The sequence below is a fragment of the Streptomyces sp. NPDC004134 genome, assembly GCF_042874195.1.
In the GTDB taxonomy this organism is placed as follows: domain Bacteria; phylum Actinomycetota; class Actinomycetes; order Streptomycetales; family Streptomycetaceae; genus Streptomyces.
In genome coordinates this window covers 41,207-58,961 of the sequence record NZ_JBIAMS010000033.1, presented here as the reverse complement: position 1 = coordinate 58,961, position 17,755 = coordinate 41,207, and the positions used below count along the sequence as shown (strand labels likewise).

The following is a 17,755-nucleotide window of genomic DNA, read 5'->3' as shown; positions in this document are numbered from 1 at the left end:
CGGACGCGGCGCTACGTCGCCGTCCACGGGATCCGGGCGTAAGGCGTACGAGCTGGGGCCGGCCCCGCGCCGGCCCCGTCGTCAGTCCGCGATCAGCCCTGCCCGAAGCTGCGCCAGCGTCCGCGTCAGCAGCCGCGACACGTGCATCTGCGAGATGCCCACCTCGTCGCCGATCTGGGACTGCGTCATGTTCCCGAAGAACCGCAGCATGATGATCCGCCGCTCCCGCGCCGGGAGTTGAGCCAGCAGCGGCTTCAGCGACTCGCGGTACTCCACGCCCTCCAGCGCCGTGTCCTCGTACCCGAGGCGGTCCGCGAGCGAGCCCTCGCCGCCGTCCTCCTCCGGGGCCGGGGAGTCGAGGGAACTGGCCGTGTACGCATTGCCCACGGCCAGGCCGTCGACCACGTCCTCGTCGGACACCCCGAGGTACTGGGCGAGTTCCGGCACGGTCGGGGAGCGGTCCAACTGCTGTGCGAGGTCGTCGCTCGCCTTGGTGAGCGCCAGGCGCAGCTCCTGGAGCCGGCGCGGGACGCGCACGGACCAGCTCGTGTCCCGGAAGTAGCGCTTGATCTCGCCGATGACCGTGGGCATGGCGAAGGTCGGGAACTCGGTGCCGCGCCGGCAGTCGAACCTGTCGATCGCCTTGATCAGGCCGATCGTGCCGACCTGGACGATGTCCTCCATGGGCTCGTTACGGCTGCGGAAGCGGGCCGCGGCGTAGCGCACGAGGGGCAGGTTCAGCTCGATCAGGGTGTCGCGCACGTACGACCGCTCGGGACTGTCCCCGGGAGGCAGCTCGGCGAGGCGGAGGAAGAGGGCGCGGGAGAGCGTACGGGTGTCGATGCTGCCGGAGGGGGCGGCCACCGGCTCCGGGGCGGCATCGTCCGCCGGGGCGGCGGGGGCCGGGATGGCCGGGGCGGCGGCGTCCGGCGGGTTCTGGGGTGCCGCGGCTCCGAGGGGTGGTGGGGGTGCCGGTGGCGCCGGGGCGTGGCCGGCGGCTGCCGGGTCGGGGGACGGGGCCAGGGTGCGGTCCGGGCCCTGGGCCGTGGCGGCCGGGGCGTCGGGGAAAGCCGCTTGTGCGCCGAGAGGCGCGACTTCGGTGAGCATCTGCGAGCTGCCCAGTTCTGCGGACATGCCACCCCCTTGAGGTCGCGGACGGTTCCAGGCCGCCCCTCCCCTTGAACCGGCGGAAACCTGGACTCCCGCCGGACCGCCGAGAGAAGCAGCCTCCGACTGACTTACCGGGTGCCGGGGCATGCCAAACACCGTTCCAGCAGAATGTCACAAGTCGGCAACGCGCTGTAGCGCCAAGTCGACATATACGCGCAGATACGGAGCCTGCGCGTCAGGGATGACCTCGAAGAGTCCTACCCGATCCGGTTAGGAATCGATCCGGTTTGCGGATCGCAGCCGTGCGAAGCTGCGCGACAGCAGCCGGGACACGTGCATCTGGGAGAGCCCGAGCTCGGCGCTGATCTGCGACTGGGTCATGTTGCGGTAGTAGCGCAGCATGAGGATGCGCTGTTCGCGCTCCGGCAGTTGGACGAGGAGGTGGCGTACGAGGTCGCGGTGCTCGACGCCGGCCAGCGCCGGGTCCTCGTACCCGAGCCGGTCCAGCAGGCCCGGCATGCCGTCGCCCTCCTGGGCGGCTTCGAGGGAGGTGGCGTAGTACGAGCGGCCCGCCTCGCGGCAGGCCCGCACCTCCTCCTCGCCGATCTTCAGATGCGCGGCGATCTCGGCGGTGGTGGGCGCGCGGCCGTGCCGTACGGTCAGGTCCTCGGTGGCGCCGCTGACCTGGGCCCACAGCTCGTGCAGCCGGCGGGGGACGTGGACGGTGCGCACGTTGTCCCTGAAGTAACGTTTGATCTCGCCGACCACGGTGGGCATGGCGAAGGTCGGGAACTGCACGCCGCGGGCCGGATCGAAGCGGTCGATGGCGTGGATGAGGCCGATGGTGCCGACCTGGAGGACGTCCTCCATGGGCTCGTTGCGGCTGCGGAAGCGGGCGGCGGCGTAGCGCACGAGGGGGAGGTTGGCCTCGATGAGCGCGGTACGGACGCGGGTGTGCTCGGGGGTGCCGGGTTCGAGCGCGGTGAGCTCGGCGAAGAGCGCGCGGGTGAGGGCGCGGGAGTCGGGTTTACGGGGGGCGTCGGGGTCGCCGGGATCGGCGGAGTCGTCAGGGGCGGGACCGGGGCCGGACGCCGCTGCGGGCCCGGGGGCCGGTGCCGGCGGGCCGGGGGCGGGCGGCGCGGGTGCCGGGGCTGCCGGGGCTGCCGGGGCTGCCGTGGCCTTCGTAGCCGCCGGGGTGGGAGCCGGGGCCGGGGCCGGGGGCGAGACCGGGCTGGAGGCGGGTGGACCGGGGGCGGGCGGGGCCGTACGAGCGGACAACGGCTGCACCACACCACCACCCCTTCGCGACCACGTGACGTACGACCGGCGCCACGGCGCGTAGCGCAGGCGGGACCGGGAAATCCGGAAAAGCGGTCATAGCATCACAAGAGATGCGCACTCTGTGCAAGCACCGTAATTTGCCGTGTTGGCGGCCAGTTGGCGGCCGCCGCGTGCGCGGGACGGGCGCCGTTCCGCCAGGCAGGAGGGCTGATCGCGTACGGGCGTACGGGGCCGATCGCGTGGTCGGCGATCACCCGCGTGGACAGCCGCCCCGGGGGCGGCGGCACCGGGGCGGGCAAAGCCCCCGCGTCACTCCGAGGAGGAGGCGTCGTCGAGCAGGTCGGACATCACGTCGCCGATGGCCCTGGCGAGCTCCGATATCCACTCGAAGACGACCTGCACGAGGTCGGCCGCCTGCGAGGGGGAGCTGATGATCGAGTAGATGGCGAAGAGCCCGAGGAGCCCCAGCGCTATCTTCTTGTAGTCCACGAGCGTCGATGCCTCCCCTGTGCGGCACACGCCCGTTTGCTGCTCTCTCCCCAGGCGCAGTCGCATGATTCTATCCGCGGTTGGAACCGTACCCATGTTTTATGGACTAAAGGCCCGGTCACAGGGGGCTTTTGCGTCTCCCGCCCCCGGCCGCGGGCGGCGCACCATGGACGGTGAGTCCCGCCGGGTCTGGCAGGACCCCGGCGGGCTCGGGGCGGGCCCACTGCGCGTCCGCCGCGGCTACTCCCCCCTCGCTGCGGCGGGTCGTAGGGCCCACCCTCCGCGGGGGGAGGCGGCCGGTTCCCCCCGGGGCCGCCTCCCTCTCCGCAGTCTGCCCCGGGGACCTTCGGCCGCCCGAACTCGCTGCTGTAGGTTGGCCGTCGGCCTGCAACCCGACGATGCCGACAGGGATGACCCGCCTTGGCAGACGACGCCGCTCCGCAGCCCTTATCGCCCCTCGACGCCGTCGACTCGACGGTGTCGCACTCGGCTCGGATCTGGAACTACTGGCTCGGCGGCAAGGACAACTACGACGTCGACCGGCGCGTCGGCGACGAGATCCTGACCTACGTACCGGAGTTGGTCCGCTCCGCCCGCGCCGACCGTCACTTCCTCGCGCGCGCGGTCCGCTATCTGGCCGCCGAGGCCGGCGTGCGGCAGTTCCTCGACATCGGCACCGGGCTGCCGACCGTGGACAACACCCACGAGGTCGCCCAGCGCGTCGCCCCGGAGTCCCGCATCGTCTACGTGGACAACGACCCGCTCGTCCTCACCCACGCCCACGCCCTGCTGACGAGCACCCCCGAGGGGGCGACCGCGTACATCGACGCGGACGTCCGCGACCCGGCGGCCATCGTGCGCGAGGCCGCCGCCACCCTCGACTTCGACCGCCCCGTGGCGATCACCATGCTGGGGATCCTGAACTTCGTCCTCGACGACGACCAGGCGCAGGACATCGTCCACCGCCTCCTCGACAGCGTGCCCCCGGGCAGCCACCTGGTCATCTCCCACCCCACCACCGAGGTCGACGGCGAGGCCATGACGGGCGCCGTGGGCTACTGGAACTCCCAGGGCACCGCACCCATGCGCCTGCGCACCCGCGACGAGCTGGCGCGCCTCCTCGACCGCGTCACGCTGGCGGAGCCGGGCGTGGTGTCCTGCTCGCGCTGGCGCCCTCAGGACGACGCCGGCCTGGGCCGGATCGCGGACGTCACCCACTTCTGCGGCGTCGGCGCGAAGCCCTGACCGGCGTCCGCCGCGAGGGCGGCGGAAATCCTGGCCTACGCCCCGCCGCACCGTCCTCCGCCGGACTGCCCCGGCCGGGACCCTTGACCGGGGGCCCGGCCCGCTCTGGGGCCCCGGCCCGCTATGCGCCGGGTTCCGGGTCCCACCGTCCACCTGAGTGCCGGGCGAGCGCGGTCACCAAGGCGTGGTGCTGTGACTCGGACAGCGGACCGAGGACGCACAGCGGCCGGAGCTCGTTCCGGAGCCGGGGCGGCCGGTGGTGGCCCGGCCCGGCGGGGGGCGAGAATCCGGCCGGTCGGCTGCCGGCCCGGTACTCGATCTGGAGCGCGCTGTAGCGGGGCCCTCCGGGAAACTCCGTCACGTATCCGAGCCTGCAGGTGCCCACCCGGCTCCAGGCGTACGTCCGGCGACCCGCCGGCCCGCCGGAGGGCGTGGCACGGCGCGGGTCCGTGGTGGTGATGCCGTCCGCGTCGATCCGGAGTGACCAGGGGCCGGTGTGCGGAACGGACCGGCGGTGCCGCAGCCAGGCGCGGGTGCGCCTGATGAGCCAATGGCCGTACAGGGCGGTCAGCGGAAGGGTCGGGACGGCGAGCCACGCCAGCACTTCCCCGTCCGAGTTGAGTCGCCCCTGATCGAGCCACATGAACGTCATCGGGATCAGCAGACCGAGCGCCGCCACGGTGAGGGCGGAAAAGGCCAACCAGTGCCACGTCCGCGGCGGTGGGCGACGGTAGGTCACGTAGCTGGAAAGGGGCTCCCGACCGGTCCACGTGGCCTCGAAGGCGTCGTCCCCACCCGCGCCGGCACCGGCCGCTGCCGTCCCGTACGGCTCCGGGAGCCGGGCGGTGACGACCCGGTGCACCGTGGGCGGGACCAGGCGCTCGACAGCCGCTTCCCCCCGGGTGGTATCGGTGGCGGCAGCGGAACGGAGGCGTTCCACGCGTTCGTAGACCGCCGAGGCCGACACGGGCCGCCGCTCGGGATCGCGTTGCAGCAGGTGGGCGACGAGCGCGGCGACCGGTTCCGGGATGTCCGGGCGCAGATCGCGCAACCGGCGGGGTTCCTCGTTGAGTTTGCGGTGGACGACGGAGAGCGCGCCGCCCTCCCCGAACGGGGTCTCGCCGGTGAGCAGGGCGAAGAGGACGCCCCCGAGCGCGTAGAGGTCGGAGCGGTGGTCACCGCGCTCCTCCAGGAACTGCTCGGGCGCTCCGTACAGTGCGGTGCCGACCGGGGGGAGAGCCGAGGTGGGGACGACGGTGAAGGTGTGGCTGTGGGTGAACCCGGCGATGCCGAAGTCCACGACCTTCACCCGGCCGTCGCGGGTCAGCATGATGTTGGACGGTTTGATGTCGTAGTGGACGACCTCGGCGAGGTGGGCGGCGACCAGGGCGGCGCAGATCTCCTGGGCGATCTCCAGAGCCTGTGCCGGCGGGAGCGGGGCGTGCTCGCGGATGTGCCGGGTGAGCGTGGTGCCGTCCACGTGCTCCATCACCAGGAACTGGAGACCGTCGTGGACGCCCCGGTCGTAGAGAGAGACCACGTTGGGGTGGTTGATCTGAGCGGCGGCGATGGCCTCGCGCTCGAATCGGTGCAGCAGGTCGGGTGCGGCGTCGTCGCGGACGAGGAGCTTGACGGCCACGTTGCGGTGGAGGTCGCGGTCGCGCGCGGACCACACCTCGCCCATACCGCCCCGGCCCAGCCGCTCCTGCATGTCGTACTTGCCGGCGATGCGCGTGCCGCGCTCCATCCTTGCCTCCGGTGAAGGGCCGTCGAAAACACCCTAGACGGCCGCCGGTCTCCCCAACCGCGCCTGGGGAAAGCGGGGTTCCCGGATCGACGGGCCGGGTGGGACCGAAGGCCCCGCCGTCTGCCGCGGGCGGTGGGCGAGGGGCGGAACTCCGCAGGCGCGGGCCCGAACCGACCCCCGGCAGCACGAAGGGCGGACCCGTCGGGTCCGCCCTTTCGTCTACCTGCGGTAGCGGTGGGATTTGAACCCACGGTGGAGTTGCCCCCACACTCGCTTTCGAGGCGAGCTCCTTCGGCCGCTCGGACACGCTACCGCCACGCAGCTTAGCCCACCTGCCGCCGTGAGCAGAAATCGTTACGGGTGCCCGCCGTCCGGCGGCGGGGCGGTGCGGAAGAAGGTGGTGAGCAGGGCGGTGGCGGGTGGGGCCAGGACGTGGGGGATGACCTCCGGGCGGTGGTTCAGGCGGCGGTCGCGGAGTACGTCCCAGAGGGAGCCCGCGGCGCCCGTCTTGGGGTCGCGGGCCGCGTAGACGACGCGGTCGACGCGGGCGAGGACCGCGGCGCCCGCGCACATCGTGCACGGCTCCAGCGTGACGACCAGCGTGCAGCCCGTCAGCCGCCAGCCGCCCAGCTCCGCCGCCGCGGCCCGCAGCGCGAGGATCTCCGCGTGCGCCGTGGGGTCGCCCGTCGCCTCCCTCTCGTTGCGGGCGCGGGCCAGGATCCTGCCCGTGGGCGGTGCCTCGATCAGGGAGGCGTACGAGTCCCCGGAGGCGTCCACCGGTCCCACGACCACCGCGCCCACCGGCACGTCGCCCGTAGCCAGGGCGCGCTCCGCCTCCGCCAGGGCCGCGCGCATCGGCGGTGCCCACAGCTCCTCGTACGGGCCGCTCTCCCCTTCTCCGCCGGGCTCGGTCAGCGGACCGCCTCCAGGACGTCCGCCGCGCCGAGCATCTCGGCGATCTCGTTGACCGCGTCGCCGTGCAGCGCCAGCAACTGCTTCTCCGAGACCCCGAGGTCCTCCAGCAGCTCCGTGTCGCCCACCGGGCCCGCCGGCGTGCCGGGCGGGGCGTCCGGGTCGGCGTCGGTGTCCGCGCCGGAGGCGGCGGCGGGGTCCGGCTCGCCGTCCTCGGTGCCGTCCAGGTCCGTCAGGCTGTCCAGGGCGCTGTCGTCCTCGGGCTCCCGGCCGAGCAGCTCGGGGGTGAGCAGGATCTCCCCGTACGCGCTGCGTGCGGCCCCCGCGGCGTTCGAGACGAAGACGCGCGGGTCGTCCTCGCCGTCTATGCGGATGACGCCGTACCAGATGCCCTCCTGCTCGAGCAGCACCAGCACGGTCTCGTCGTCGTCGGCCGTCGCCTCGCGGGCGAGGTCGGCCAGGTCGTCCAGCGTCTCCACGTCGTCGAGCTCTGTATCGCTCGCTTCCCACCCGTCTTCGGTGCGCGCGAGCAGTGCGGCGAAGTACACCGTGACTCTCCCACTGGTCCTAGGTGTGCCGGGCCGGGTGGTCGAGCTTGCCTGCTCTCTCCCCCCGACCAGGGGCGGGGGACCCGCCCTCACCGGAATCGTGACAGAAACCTGCGCTGTCTGCGGGGTCTTCCGCTGTGCGTCGTGAATTGTGCCGCCGCGCGGCCCCCGTTCCGCCGCTCATCGGCCGTCTACCAGCGAAAGGTCCGCATGCGGTGGACATGCCGACGCCGCGCCGCCCGGGCGCGCCGCGGCTGGACGCGCGCCCGCAGCGCCTCGGCTTCGTGCAGGTCGCGCAGGAAGGCGGCGCGGCGGCGGCCGCGGTCGTCGGTGGTCTCGGCCAGGGGATCACCGCTGCGCAGATCACGATCCGGCATCACACACCTCCAGCATCCGAGCGGGCCGGCCGGACATATCCGCCTTGCACCCGGTTGGCGGTTGTGTACGAACCACGGCCCGTTTCTCCACGCGTACCCCCTGACCCCCACGGGTATCCGTGCCCGGCCGGGACTCGGATAGATTCGGGAGCATGCGGATTCACGTGGTCGACCACCCCCTGGTGGCGCACAAGCTCACCACGCTGCGCGACGAGCGCACGGACTCTCCCACCTTCCGGCGGCTGGCCGACGAGCTCGTCACGCTCCTCGCGTACGAGGCGACGCGCGACGTCCGCACCGAACAGGTCGACGTGCGCACCCCCGTCGCGCAGACCACCGGTGTGCGGCTGGCCCGTCCCAAGCCGCTGATCGTGCCGATCCTGCGCGCCGGGCTCGGCATGCTCGACGGCATGATGCGGGTGCTGCCGACGGCGGAGGCGGGTTTCCTCGGGCTGATACGCGACGAGGAGACCCTGCAGCCCAGCACGTACGCGAACCGGCTGCCGGAGGATCTGTCCGGCCGGCAGGTCTACGTCCTGGACCCGATGCTGGCCACCGGCGGCACCCTGGTCGCGTCGATCCGCGAGCTGATCCGGCGGGGCGCGGACGACGTCACGGCGATCTGCCTGCTGGCGGCGCCGGAGGGGACGGACGCGGTGGAGCACGAGCTGGCGGGTGCGCCGGTGACGGTCGTCACGGCGGCGATGGACGAGCGGCTGAACGAGGCGGGGTACATCGTGCCGGGCCTCGGCGACGCCGGGGACCGGATGTACGGGACCGCCTAGCGGCGAGCCGCAGGGCCGCAGGGCCGGCGGATGCCGGTTCCGCCGGCGCCGAGCGCGGTTGCACAGCGCCGGGTCGCCGGGCGCCGGGTCAGTGACCGCCGGTCGGCGAGCGCCCGTACGCGGGTGTCCCGTCGTGCCCGTGCCGCCGGCGGCTACCGGCGTCTCAGTCGCACGCCCCCGGCATCGCCTTCGCCGGGGTCGCCAGCGCCTTCAGCGCCGCCTTCGCCTCCGCCGGCTTCGTCAGCCCGCTGAAGTCGTCGCCGATGATCAGGTCGACCACCGCGCCGTCCCGCTCCACCGTCTTCGGCTCCGCCTGCGCCAGTTGCGTGCCCAGCACCTTCAGCTCGCCGTCCACGGTTCCCGGGGCGCCGAGCAGCATGCCCTCGCCGCGCACCTTCTTGTCGTACGCCGCGGGCGCGTTGGCCACCTTGCCGATCTTGAAGCCGCGCTTCTTCAGCTCGTCGGCGGTCTTCTGCGCGAGACCGGTCCTGGCGGTGGCGTTCAGCACGTTGACCTTGACCCGGCCGGGGGCGGGCAGCTCGGCCGGCTTCGCGCCGGGACGGCTCTCGGGTCTCTTGCCCTCGCCGGACTTCGCGCCCGTCTCCCGCGCGCCGCAGTCCCCGGGCGTACGGGCCTGCACCGCCTTCTCCTCCTCACCGCCGCCCGTGAAGGTGTCCACGAGTTGCAGCGTGCCCCAGCCGACGAGCGCGACCGCGACCACGGCACCGAGCAGAGCCAGCACTTTCCGGCGCCGGTGGCTTCGCCGCATACGCGGATACTTGGTGCCCTTGATGCGGTACTGCCCGCCCATCTCGGGGGGCGTCAGCATGCTCATGGCGGCAGCGTAGTAGCCGGAAGGGGCCGTGCCTACTAAATGATCTACGGGGTGGACGCGGGTCCCCCCGAAAGGGTCAACGGACTGGTCAGTCCAGCTCAAGCACGCGCGCGTGCAGCACCTGGCGCTGCTGCAGCGCCGCCCGCACCGCGCGGTGCAGTCCGTCCTCCAGGTACAGGTCGCCGCGCCACTTCACGACGTGGGCGAAGAGGTCGCCGTAGAAGGTCGAGTCCTCGGCGAGCAGGGTCTCCAGGTCCAGTTGCTGCTTCGTCGTCACCAACTGGTCGAGGCGTACCGGGCGTGGCGCGACATCAGCCCACTGGCGGGTGGACTCCCGGCCGTGGTGGGGGTACGGCCTCCCGTTTCCGATGCGCTTGAAGATCACACGGAAAGCCTACCGGGGATGCGCCTCCGGGCGCAGCAGTGATGCACAGGAGCGACAAGTCAGCGGCAAGTGCGAAGCAAGGCGGAGGCAAGCGGGGACCGGCAGAAGCAAGGCGGAGCACGGCGGAAGCGGGCGGCGGCCAAGCGGAGACGAGGGCGGCGAGGCGAGGCGGGGCGGGGAACGGCGAGGGCGACGAGGCGAGGCGGGGCGGCGGCGAGGCGAGGGCAGCGGAGGGGCTGCGGGGCGAGGCGGGGGCGGGGCGGGGGGACGGCAGGAGCCCGGGCCGTTCGCGGCCCGGGCTCCCCTCGCGTCTGTGCTACGCCGTCACACGCTCACCGCTCCGCGTGGTCGTCGTGCGCACCCCCGCCGCTGCCCGCGTCGCCCTCGGTGGGCACGAACGACACCGGCTCGCGCAGCGAGCTGACGTCGTGCGCGTACGTCCCGACCGCGTTGGCGATGACGTCGATGTTCGCGTCGAACGCCGGCATGCTGATGTTGTCCAGGTCGTCGCACGCCGTGTGGTAGCACGGGTCGTACGCCTTGCCCGCCGTGCCGCCGAACTTCACCGCCTGCGCCTCGGTCTTCGTCCCCTCCGCGCCCGTGAACGTGCCGCCGGACGGGATGCCCACCTCGATGAAGGGGCCGTAGTCGGAGCGCCCGGTGAAGTCGGTGCCCTCGTGCGGCATCCCCTTCCGGTCCATGAAGTCGGTGATCTGCCGCTCCAACTGCGCCGAGCCCTCCGGGCCCGCGCCCTCGCCGACGCCGTCGGAGTCGTCGCCGTCGTAGACGAAGAGGCCGTAGTTCGGCGAGGCGACCATGTCGAAGTTCAGGTACAGCTCGATGTCCCGCAACTGGCGCGGGGTCAGCCGGCTCACGTAGTCCGTGGAGCCGACGAGGCTCAGCTCCTCCGCCGACCAGAACGCGAAGCGCACCTGGTTGCGCGGCTTCTTCTCCGCCTTCGCCAGCTCCTTCGCGACCTCCAGCAGCGCCGCGGAGCCCGAGGCGTTGTCGTTGATGCCGGCGCCCTCGGAGACGGAGTCGAGGTGCGCGCCGAGCATGACGGTACGGTCCTCGGCGCCGCGCTTGGTCTCGGCGATGACGTTCCGCGTCGTCCGCGGCTCGACGATCATCTGGATGTCGACGTGGACGGTGACCTCGCCCTGCGCCAGCAGCGTGGTCAGCGCCTCGCCCTCGGCCTTGGTGATGCCGCCGGTGGGCACCTTGACCGAGTCGGCGTCGCCGAGGGTGCCGTTGAGGGCGCCCTCGGTGTTGTTGTAGATGACGGTGGCGACGGCGCCCGCGTCCGCGGCGTTGGCCTGCTTGACGGCGAAGTTGCAGCCGCCGCGCTGGACGAGCGCGACCTTGCCCGTGTAGTCGCCACCCTCGAAGTCGCCCGGCTCGCAGCCCGAGGTGCCGTCGGCGTCGACGGGCGCGGCGGCCAGCGGCGCGTCGAGGCCGCCCTCGGGGGTCGCCTTCGAGAAGGTCATCGCGTATATCTCGATGTCCCGCGCCTCGGGCGAGACGACGGCGAACTCGTCCTTGAGCGTCTCGGAGTAGGTGAAGTCGAAGGTGTCGTACTTGACGTCGTAACCGGCCTGCTCGAGCTGGTCGTAGACGTACGCGGCGGACGCCTCGTACCCCGGCGAACCGGCCGCGCGGTGGCCGCCGTTGCGGTCCGCGATCCGCTGGAACGCCTTGAGGTGCTTGTACGCGTCGGAAGCGCTGGACGCGCGCACCAGGTCACGGGCCAGCTTCGCGCCGTCCTTCGCCGGTTGTGCCGCGCCGGCGGGCGCCGAGCTGGCCAGGAGCAGGGGGACGGCGAGGGCGGCCGCGCCCAGCGCAGCCGTGAATCTTCGAGGGAACACAGGAGTCCTTCCGACGTCAAAGGTGGGCGAACCTGTCCGGCGTGTGGGGTCTCCTGTCCGCAAGGCGGACGGGGTGCGAGCAACCTAGCGACTCGAACGGCGTTGCGGAATGGGCCGGTGGCCAACCCGTCCCGGTTCAGGTGGTCTTCTTCGCCTTCTGCCCCGACTTCGTGCCGGTCTTCCCCTGCGGGCCGGCCGCCTTGGCCGCCGCCTTCGCCTCCTGCTTGAACGCCCGTACCTCCGCCAGCGTCTCCGGCCCGGTGATGTCCGCGACCGACCGGCGGCTGCCGTCGTCGCCGTACGCGCCCGCCGCCTCGCGCCAGCCGTCGGGCGTGACGCCGTACTGCTTGCCCAGCAGCGCGGTGAGGATCTGCGCCTTCTGCTTCCCGTACCCGGGCAGCGCCTGGAGCCGCCGCAGCAGCTCCTTGCCGCTGCCGGCGTCGCGCCAGAGGGCTTCGGCGTCGCCGTCGTACTCGTGCACGAGGTACGCGCAGAGCTGCTGGATCCGCTTGGCCATCGAGCCGGGGTAGCGGTGCACGGCCGGCTTCCCGGAGAGCAGCGCCGCGAACGCCTCGGGGTCCTGCGCGGCGATGGCGTGGGCGTCGAGGTCGTCGCCGCCCATGCGGTGGGCGATCGTGTACGGGCCGGAGAACGCCCACTCCATGGGCACCTGCTGGTCGAGGAGCATGCCGACCAGGACGGCCAGCGGGCTGCGGCCGAGCAGCGCGTCGGCCTCCGGCTGCTGCGCGAGACGGACGGTGACGTTCATCCGGGCATCATGGCAGCAGCCGGTCGCGGCCCCGCCGGGCAACACGCGGGCCCCCGGTGCGCGCCTTGCGCACCGGGGGCCGCGGACCGGCCGGGCGTCCCGCTCAGGCGTCGGCCGGGAGCTGCTTCGCGCGGTGGCGGACGCGGATCGCGGTGGCGATCTCGATGACGCCGACGGCCAGCAGCCAGGCGCCGGCGAGATAGGTGAGGATGGCGATCGACGTCAGCGGCGACACGATCAGCACGATGCCGGCCAGCGCCGAGATCACGCCGAGACCGATCTGCCAGCCGCGTGCCGGCATCGCCTCGTCGGAACCGGCCGCCACGGCCTGGGTGATGCCGCGGAAGAGCCAGCCGATGCCGATCCACAGGGCGAGCAGCAGGATCGACTGCAGCGCGCTGCGGAAGCACAGCAGGCCCAGCAGGATGCACAGGGCGCCGCTGATGAACGCCATCACGCGCAGCGCGGTGGAGGCGTGCGTACCGAACGCGGCGACGAGCTGCATCACGCCGATGACCAGCAGGTACAGGCCGAAGAGGATGCCGACGACGCGGAGCGTCTCGCCGGGCCAGGCGAGAGTGAGGGCGCCGAGGACGAGGGCGGCGACGCCCGCGAGCAGCACCGCCTGCCAGGCGCCTCTGGCGAGGAGGCCGAGGGGCCCTTCGGGGACGGCGCCGCCTTCGCGGTGGGCGGTACGTGCCGCGCCGCCGCCGGGCGGCGGTCCCGCGTGCTCGTCGTCTTCGACGACGCTGAGCCGGCGCTCCCGGGGCGCGTGCTCGCCGGGGGCGGCGGTGGACGCGGCGCGGGGTTCCTCCGCGCGGCGGGTGCGGTCGCCGACGGGGCGTATGCCCTCGCCGGCGGCATCGGTGCCGGCGCGCGCGTCGGAGGCGTCGGCGTCGGAGGGGGCGGGCTTGTCGGGGCGGCCGCGGTGCGGCGCCGGGTCGGTGCTCATGCTCCAGGCTGCGAGCGGCTCCGGCGGGGCTGCCACCGGCGCTGGGCCGTACGGGTGACCCGTACGGCCGCGGGGTCAGCCCCGCTCCAGCTCCTCCGCGAGCACCGTCAGGTGGCTGCGGTCCACTTCCTTGGTGCTGGTCACCAGCGTCAGCGGCCCCTGCTCGTACAGCGCGCGCAGATGCGCCAGCGCCGTGGCGCGCTCGTGGTCGGCCAGCTCCGCGCGGTAGCGCTTCACGAAGTCCGGGTAGCGCTCGAAGTCCGCGTGCAGCCAGTGGCGCAGCTCGTCGGAGGGCGCGATGGCCTTCAGCCACTCGTCGACGTGCGCCTTCTCCTTGGTCATGCCGCGGGGCCAGATCCGGTCGACGAGGACGCGCGTGCCGTCGTCGCCTTCGGGGGCGTCGTAGACACGTCGTATCCGAGGGGGTGCGTGTTTTGTCGCCATACGTCCACGGTAGCCGTGCGGCGAGCCCCCCGCGCCCGCCGCACGGCCCCGCTCACTCCTCGCCGGCGCCGTGTCCGTCAGCCGCCACCGCCCGGAGCAGGCCGCCCGCCGGCGGCACGGAACCGCCCGCCGGAGAGCCGGCCGTCAGCCGGGGGAGCAACTGCGCCGTGAGGAGGGTCGTGAGCGCGGATCCATCGGCGCCGCCGCCCCCGCCGCCGTCCGTGCGGATGACCGTCGGCTGCGGCGCGCTGCCCGCGAGCACCGCGCCCACCTCCAGCCGCCGCCTGGCCAGTTCGTACTGCAGCACCGCGCGGTTGTCGCGGTACGCCTGCGCGAGCCGGCGCTGCGCCTTCGCCTCGTTCTCCGCGGCGATGAGGCCGCTGCGCCCGCGGGTCTCGATCTCGAAGCGGACCTTCTGCGCCTCGGTCTCCTGCTGCTCCAGCAGCCGGGCGACCTCCTCGCGGGCCCGGTTGAGCGCGGCCTTGACCTCGACGAACCGCGCGTCGCGCGCCTTCTTCGCCCGCTCGATGTCCATCTGGAGGTTGTCGATGCGGCGCTTGCGGGTCAGGCCCCACTCCTGCTCGTACGCGGTCCGCTCCTTCGCCACCCGCTCGCGGGTGGCGAGGTGCTGCTGGTACTGCGCGGGCAACTGGACGTCGGGGATGTTGGCGCCGGTGATGCGCACGCCGTAGCGGGCCAACTGGCGGTTGAGCAGGTCCTGCATGTCCGCGACGTCCGAGCCGCGCAGGTCGTACGCCCGCTCCGTGCGCACCCGGCGGGCCCGCTGGCGGATCGCGTCCTGCACGGCGCTGGAGAGCACCAGGTCGAAGTTGCCCGCGCCGATGGTGCGGACGAAGAGCACGGCGTCGTTGATGCGGAACTTCAGGAAGAACTCGATCGAGCGCAGCGGCACGTTCTCCTGCGTCGGGCAGGCCATGACCGGCGCCGAGTACGGGATCTCCGTGGCCGTGTCGACGACGAAGTCCACCCGCGACCAGGGGTGCCAGACGAAGTGCCGGCCCGGGCCCAGCGTGCGGGAGATGGCGCCGTAGCGGGTGAGGACGCCGTTCGTGCCCTGCTCGATCTTCACGATCGAGGAGCGCCACCACCACAGCACGCCGACGACCAGCAGGAAGGCGCCGGTGCCGTACGCGGCCGCCGCCAGCGCGTCGTACGCGCTCGCGCTCCAGCCGTCCTCGCTGCCGCTCTGCAGCCCGGCCATCACGCCGGTCGCGAGCGCCAGCAGCGACAGCCACAGCGGCACCATCCACCACAGCCGGCGGCGGTGGCGGGGGATGATGACGGGGATCAGGGTGCCGGCCTCGCCGCCGCGCAGCAGTTGGGGGATGTCGCCCCAGGCCGCGACGAGTTCGGAGATGACCGACCTGCGCTTCATGGCCGTCGTGCTCATGCTCCCGCCTCCTCGTGCCCGTGATGCGCGGGCCCGAAGCCCGTGCTCTCGTGTCCGTAGCCCTCGTTGGCGGCTCCGGCACCGAATCCGCCGCCGAATCCGGCCCCTTCGCCGACCGCTTCGCCGGCCCCATCACCGGCGCCGGGGGCCGCCTCCTGCGGCGCGTGCTGCTGCTCCGCCTCGGCGCTGCCCGCCGGGGCCGGCACCGGGGCCGGCCGCTCGGCCTCGCGCAGCGCCCGGATCTCCGGCTCCCGCTCGGCGATCCGCGCCGCGACCTCGGTCAGCCGCTCCCGTACGGCCGCCATCTCGGCCTCCGAGAACAGGTCCGCGCCGTGCTCGCCGATCAGCTCCCGGGCGAGCGCCAGGAAGTCGACGCCCGCGCCGCCGCCGTCCGCGCCGCCGGCGGGGCCGCCGATGCGCAGCAACTGCGGCAGGTGGTCGGCGACCTGCTCCAGGGTGTCGAGGACCTGCTGCTGGTAGCGGTACTCCAGGATCTCCGGCGCCTCGGCCGTCGTCACCGCGCGGATGTCGAGCGCCTGCGCCTCCAGCAGCGCGGCGTTGGCCCGCGCCTCCGACTCGGCCTGGACGTACCGCTGCCGGGCCAGCGCCTCGGCGCGGTTGGTCTCGCGCTCGACGGCGGTGTCCATCTGCGCCTGGTACTGGGCGATGTCCGCCTGGATCGCGGACAGTTCCTCCTCGCGGGTCGCCAGCTCCTTGCTCAGGTCGCCCTCGTCCTGCTCCTTGCGGAGCTGGAGCGAGTACTCGTGGGTGTACGCCTCCTTGGCCATCCGCACCATCTCCGGCGCCGCGAGGTCCATGCGGTACGGCTGGTCGGAGGGCTCGGCGTGGGTGATGTTGGCGTTGGTCAGCTCGACCGCGGGCCGGAACTGGTGGTTCAGCGAGTCGAGCAGCCGGGTGGTGTCCTCGCCGACCATGTCGTAGATGCCGGCGGCCTCCTGCTCGTAGATGAGGCTGCGGATCGTCTCGCTGACGGCGTTGTTCAGCTTCTCCTCGAAGCCGCGCACGGCGCCGAGGGTGTAGACGAACTCGACCGGGTCGCTGATCCGGAACTGGATGAACAGGTCGATGGACGCCTTCACCCCGCCCTTCGTCGGGGCCTCGCGCACGGGCGCGTTGAAGGGGTACTCGCGGGTGGTGTTGAGGATGTACGAGACCCGCTTCCAGGGGTTCAGCAGGATGACCCGGCCGGGGCCGACGACCTGCTCCAGCTTGCCGAACTTGGTGATCAGGGCATGACACCCGTCGGGCACCATCACCATGCCCTGCCGCCACCACACGAACCCCACGGCGAAGATCGCCAGCACCCAGTAGTGGGCGCCGAACACCGGGTTCGTCACCACGTCGTCGCCGGTGGCGGCCACCGCGATGGTGCCGACGAGGCCGATGACGAGCAGCAGCGACACCGGCAGCATGCTGAGGAACGAGCGCCCGCGCGGCAGCACCATCGGGCAGATGGCGTGCACCTGCTCCAGGCCCTCGCGCTTCAGCTCGCTGCGGTTCAGCACCTCCCCGGCCTCGTCCAGCGGTACGGACTGCTGCGTCATGACGGTGTCGAGGCTGCCGCCCTGGTCGCGGGCGGCGGGGAAGTCGGCCGGGTCCATCCCGTCCTCCCGGGACGCGTCACCACGCCGGCCCCGGCCGCCTTCCCTGCCCTCGCGGCCCTGTTCCCCGTCGGGCAGTACGCCCCGGCGGCGCAGCTCGTCCTGGGCGAGCCGCCTCGGGCTGTCCCCCTCCATCACGGCCTGCGCCGCGCTTCTCACGGTCTGCGCGCGCGAACGTGCCATGTCGTCCCCCTCCTCTGGTCGCGTGATCACTCTCCGCAATCCCAACCGTTTCGCACAGTCGTACGCAAGCACAGGCGCGGATCGTGACAACACGGGTACGTGGTCATTGCACGATTCCGGCAGTAAACGGGTTTAGCGGAGCACCTGCTCTATTATTTCGGCATGGACACCCCGACCCTCCAGGCGCAGCCGAAGCTGCTCATGCGGCAGCGCGCGCGCCTCATGGTGAACCAGTACGAGGTCTTCGCCGCCGCCCCCGACGGCACGGAGGGCGAGCTGCTGGCGTTCGCGCAGCAGAAGCGGATGGCGTTCAAGGAGCAGGTCACGCTCTACGCCGACACGGAGAAGCAGCACGTCTTCGCCGGCTTCAGGGCCCGCAAGGCGCTGGACGTCGGCACGACGTACGACGTCACGGACCCTGCCGGCATCCCGCTCGGTACGTTCCGCAAGGACTTCAAGCGCTCGCTGACCCGCTCCACCTGGCACCTCGACCAGCCGGGCGCCCCGCCGGCAACCGGCACGGAGCGCAACAGGGCGGTGGCGCTGGTCCGCCGCGGCTGGAGCCTGCTCCCGGTCGTCGGCGAGTTCCCCTTCCCGGTTCCGTACCACTTCGACTTCACCTCGGACGGCAAGCGGGCCTTCTCGGTGACGAAGAAGCTCTCCCTCTACGACCGCTACGAGATCGACATCGCGGACCCCGCCCTGGACCGCCGCCTGATCATCGCCCAGGCGGTGGCCCTGGACGCCCTGCAGTCCCGCTGAGGGGTCCCGGCATCGGGCACTCGGGTGCTCGTC

The 17,755-nt window shown here is 72.7% G+C and carries 18 protein-coding genes and 1 tRNA gene; 3 read left to right on the top strand and 16 right to left on the bottom strand.

What is annotated here, in order from left to right; all coding sequences use genetic code 11:
• Positions 1-81: 81 nt before the first annotated feature.
• From ACFYVJ_RS31190 to ACFYVJ_RS31180, 3 genes are all read right to left on the bottom strand, one after another.
• The gene (locus ACFYVJ_RS31190) at positions 82-1,134 is read right to left on the bottom strand and encodes an RNA polymerase sigma factor SigF (RefSeq protein WP_388898641.1); all 1,053 of its coding nucleotides are present in this window, start codon (positions 1,132-1,134) and stop codon (positions 82-84) included.
• Positions 1,135-1,380: 246 nt separating this feature from the next.
• Complete coding sequence (locus ACFYVJ_RS31185) at positions 1,381-2,388, bottom strand: RNA polymerase sigma factor SigF (protein ID WP_388898638.1); 1,008 nt, start codon at positions 2,386-2,388, stop codon at positions 1,381-1,383.
• 312 nt (positions 2,389-2,700) lie between these two features.
• Positions 2,701-2,880 carry a hypothetical protein gene (locus ACFYVJ_RS31180; protein WP_388898636.1) on the bottom strand — a complete coding sequence of 60 codons (180 nt, stop codon included), beginning with the start codon at positions 2,878-2,880 and terminating at the stop codon, positions 2,701-2,703.
• Between the two features lie 420 nt (positions 2,881-3,300).
• On the opposite strand from ACFYVJ_RS31180, the gene ACFYVJ_RS31175 reads away from it, so the two are divergent.
• Complete coding sequence (locus ACFYVJ_RS31175; protein WP_388898633.1) at positions 3,301-4,125, top strand: SAM-dependent methyltransferase; 825 nt, start codon at positions 3,301-3,303, stop codon at positions 4,123-4,125.
• A 121-nt stretch (positions 4,126-4,246) separates the two neighbouring features.
• Here the strand turns inward: ACFYVJ_RS31175 and ACFYVJ_RS31170 are convergent, their stop codons facing one another.
• From ACFYVJ_RS31170 to ACFYVJ_RS31150, 5 genes are all read right to left on the bottom strand, one after another.
• The gene (locus ACFYVJ_RS31170; protein ID WP_388898630.1) at positions 4,247-5,872 is read right to left on the bottom strand and encodes a protein kinase; all 1,626 of its coding nucleotides are present in this window, start codon (positions 5,870-5,872) and stop codon (positions 4,247-4,249) included.
• Positions 5,873-6,098: 226 nt separating this feature from the next.
• A tRNA-Ser gene (locus tag ACFYVJ_RS31165) sits at positions 6,099-6,185 on the bottom strand.
• A 41-nt stretch (positions 6,186-6,226) separates the two neighbouring features.
• Entirely contained in the window at positions 6,227-6,727 is a 501-nt protein-coding gene (locus ACFYVJ_RS31160) for a nucleoside deaminase (RefSeq protein ID WP_388898627.1), read from the bottom strand.
• A 56-nt stretch (positions 6,728-6,783) separates the two neighbouring features.
• The gene (locus ACFYVJ_RS31155; protein ID WP_388898624.1) at positions 6,784-7,332 is read right to left on the bottom strand and encodes a hypothetical protein; all 549 of its coding nucleotides are present in this window, start codon (positions 7,330-7,332) and stop codon (positions 6,784-6,786) included.
• Between the two features lie 191 nt (positions 7,333-7,523).
• A complete protein-coding gene (locus ACFYVJ_RS31150) occupies positions 7,524-7,709 on the bottom strand; it encodes a hypothetical protein (RefSeq protein ID WP_125939077.1) in 186 nt (61 codons plus the stop codon).
• Positions 7,710-7,861: 152 nt separating this feature from the next.
• Between ACFYVJ_RS31150 and upp the strand changes: the two genes are divergently transcribed.
• On the top strand, positions 7,862-8,494 hold the full coding sequence (gene upp / locus ACFYVJ_RS31145) for a uracil phosphoribosyltransferase (RefSeq protein ID WP_047016662.1): 633 nt from the start codon (positions 7,862-7,864) through the stop codon (positions 8,492-8,494).
• A 163-nt stretch (positions 8,495-8,657) separates the two neighbouring features.
• Here upp and ACFYVJ_RS31140 read toward each other — a convergent pair whose 3' ends face one another.
• The 8 genes from ACFYVJ_RS31140 to ACFYVJ_RS31105 form a co-directional block, all read right to left on the bottom strand.
• Positions 8,658-9,323, bottom strand: a complete 666-nt coding sequence (locus ACFYVJ_RS31140; protein ID WP_388898772.1) for a LytR C-terminal domain-containing protein — start codon at positions 9,321-9,323, stop codon at positions 8,658-8,660.
• A gap of 94 nt (positions 9,324-9,417) precedes the next feature.
• On the bottom strand, positions 9,418-9,714 hold the full coding sequence (locus ACFYVJ_RS31135) for a type II toxin-antitoxin system VapB family antitoxin (protein ID WP_018836497.1): 297 nt from the start codon (positions 9,712-9,714) through the stop codon (positions 9,418-9,420).
• A gap of 332 nt (positions 9,715-10,046) precedes the next feature.
• Positions 10,047-11,579 carry a M28 family metallopeptidase gene (locus ACFYVJ_RS31130; protein ID WP_388898620.1) on the bottom strand — a complete coding sequence of 511 codons (1,533 nt, stop codon included), beginning with the start codon at positions 11,577-11,579 and terminating at the stop codon, positions 10,047-10,049.
• A gap of 136 nt (positions 11,580-11,715) precedes the next feature.
• A complete protein-coding gene (locus tag ACFYVJ_RS31125) occupies positions 11,716-12,348 on the bottom strand; it encodes an HhH-GPD-type base excision DNA repair protein (protein WP_388898617.1) in 633 nt (210 codons plus the stop codon).
• A 103-nt stretch (positions 12,349-12,451) separates the two neighbouring features.
• The gene (locus ACFYVJ_RS31120) at positions 12,452-13,300 is read right to left on the bottom strand and encodes an HdeD family acid-resistance protein (protein ID WP_388898614.1); all 849 of its coding nucleotides are present in this window, start codon (positions 13,298-13,300) and stop codon (positions 12,452-12,454) included.
• A gap of 75 nt (positions 13,301-13,375) precedes the next feature.
• Entirely contained in the window at positions 13,376-13,744 is a 369-nt protein-coding gene (locus ACFYVJ_RS31115) for a DUF488 domain-containing protein (protein WP_388898611.1), read from the bottom strand.
• 52 nt (positions 13,745-13,796) lie between these two features.
• A complete protein-coding gene (locus tag ACFYVJ_RS31110; RefSeq protein ID WP_388898609.1) occupies positions 13,797-15,155 on the bottom strand; it encodes an SPFH domain-containing protein in 1,359 nt (452 codons plus the stop codon).
• On the bottom strand, positions 15,152-16,960 hold the full coding sequence (locus ACFYVJ_RS31105) for an SPFH domain-containing protein (protein WP_388898606.1): 1,809 nt from the start codon (positions 16,958-16,960) through the stop codon (positions 15,152-15,154). The genes ACFYVJ_RS31110 and ACFYVJ_RS31105 overlap by 4 nt, the downstream gene beginning before the upstream one ends.
• Positions 16,961-17,122: 162 nt before the next feature.
• Here ACFYVJ_RS31105 and ACFYVJ_RS31100 point away from each other — a divergent pair, with 162 nt between their 5' ends.
• On the top strand, positions 17,123-17,722 hold the full coding sequence (locus ACFYVJ_RS31100; RefSeq protein ID WP_388898603.1) for a hypothetical protein: 600 nt from the start codon (positions 17,123-17,125) through the stop codon (positions 17,720-17,722).
• Positions 17,723-17,755: the final 33 nt, after the last annotated feature.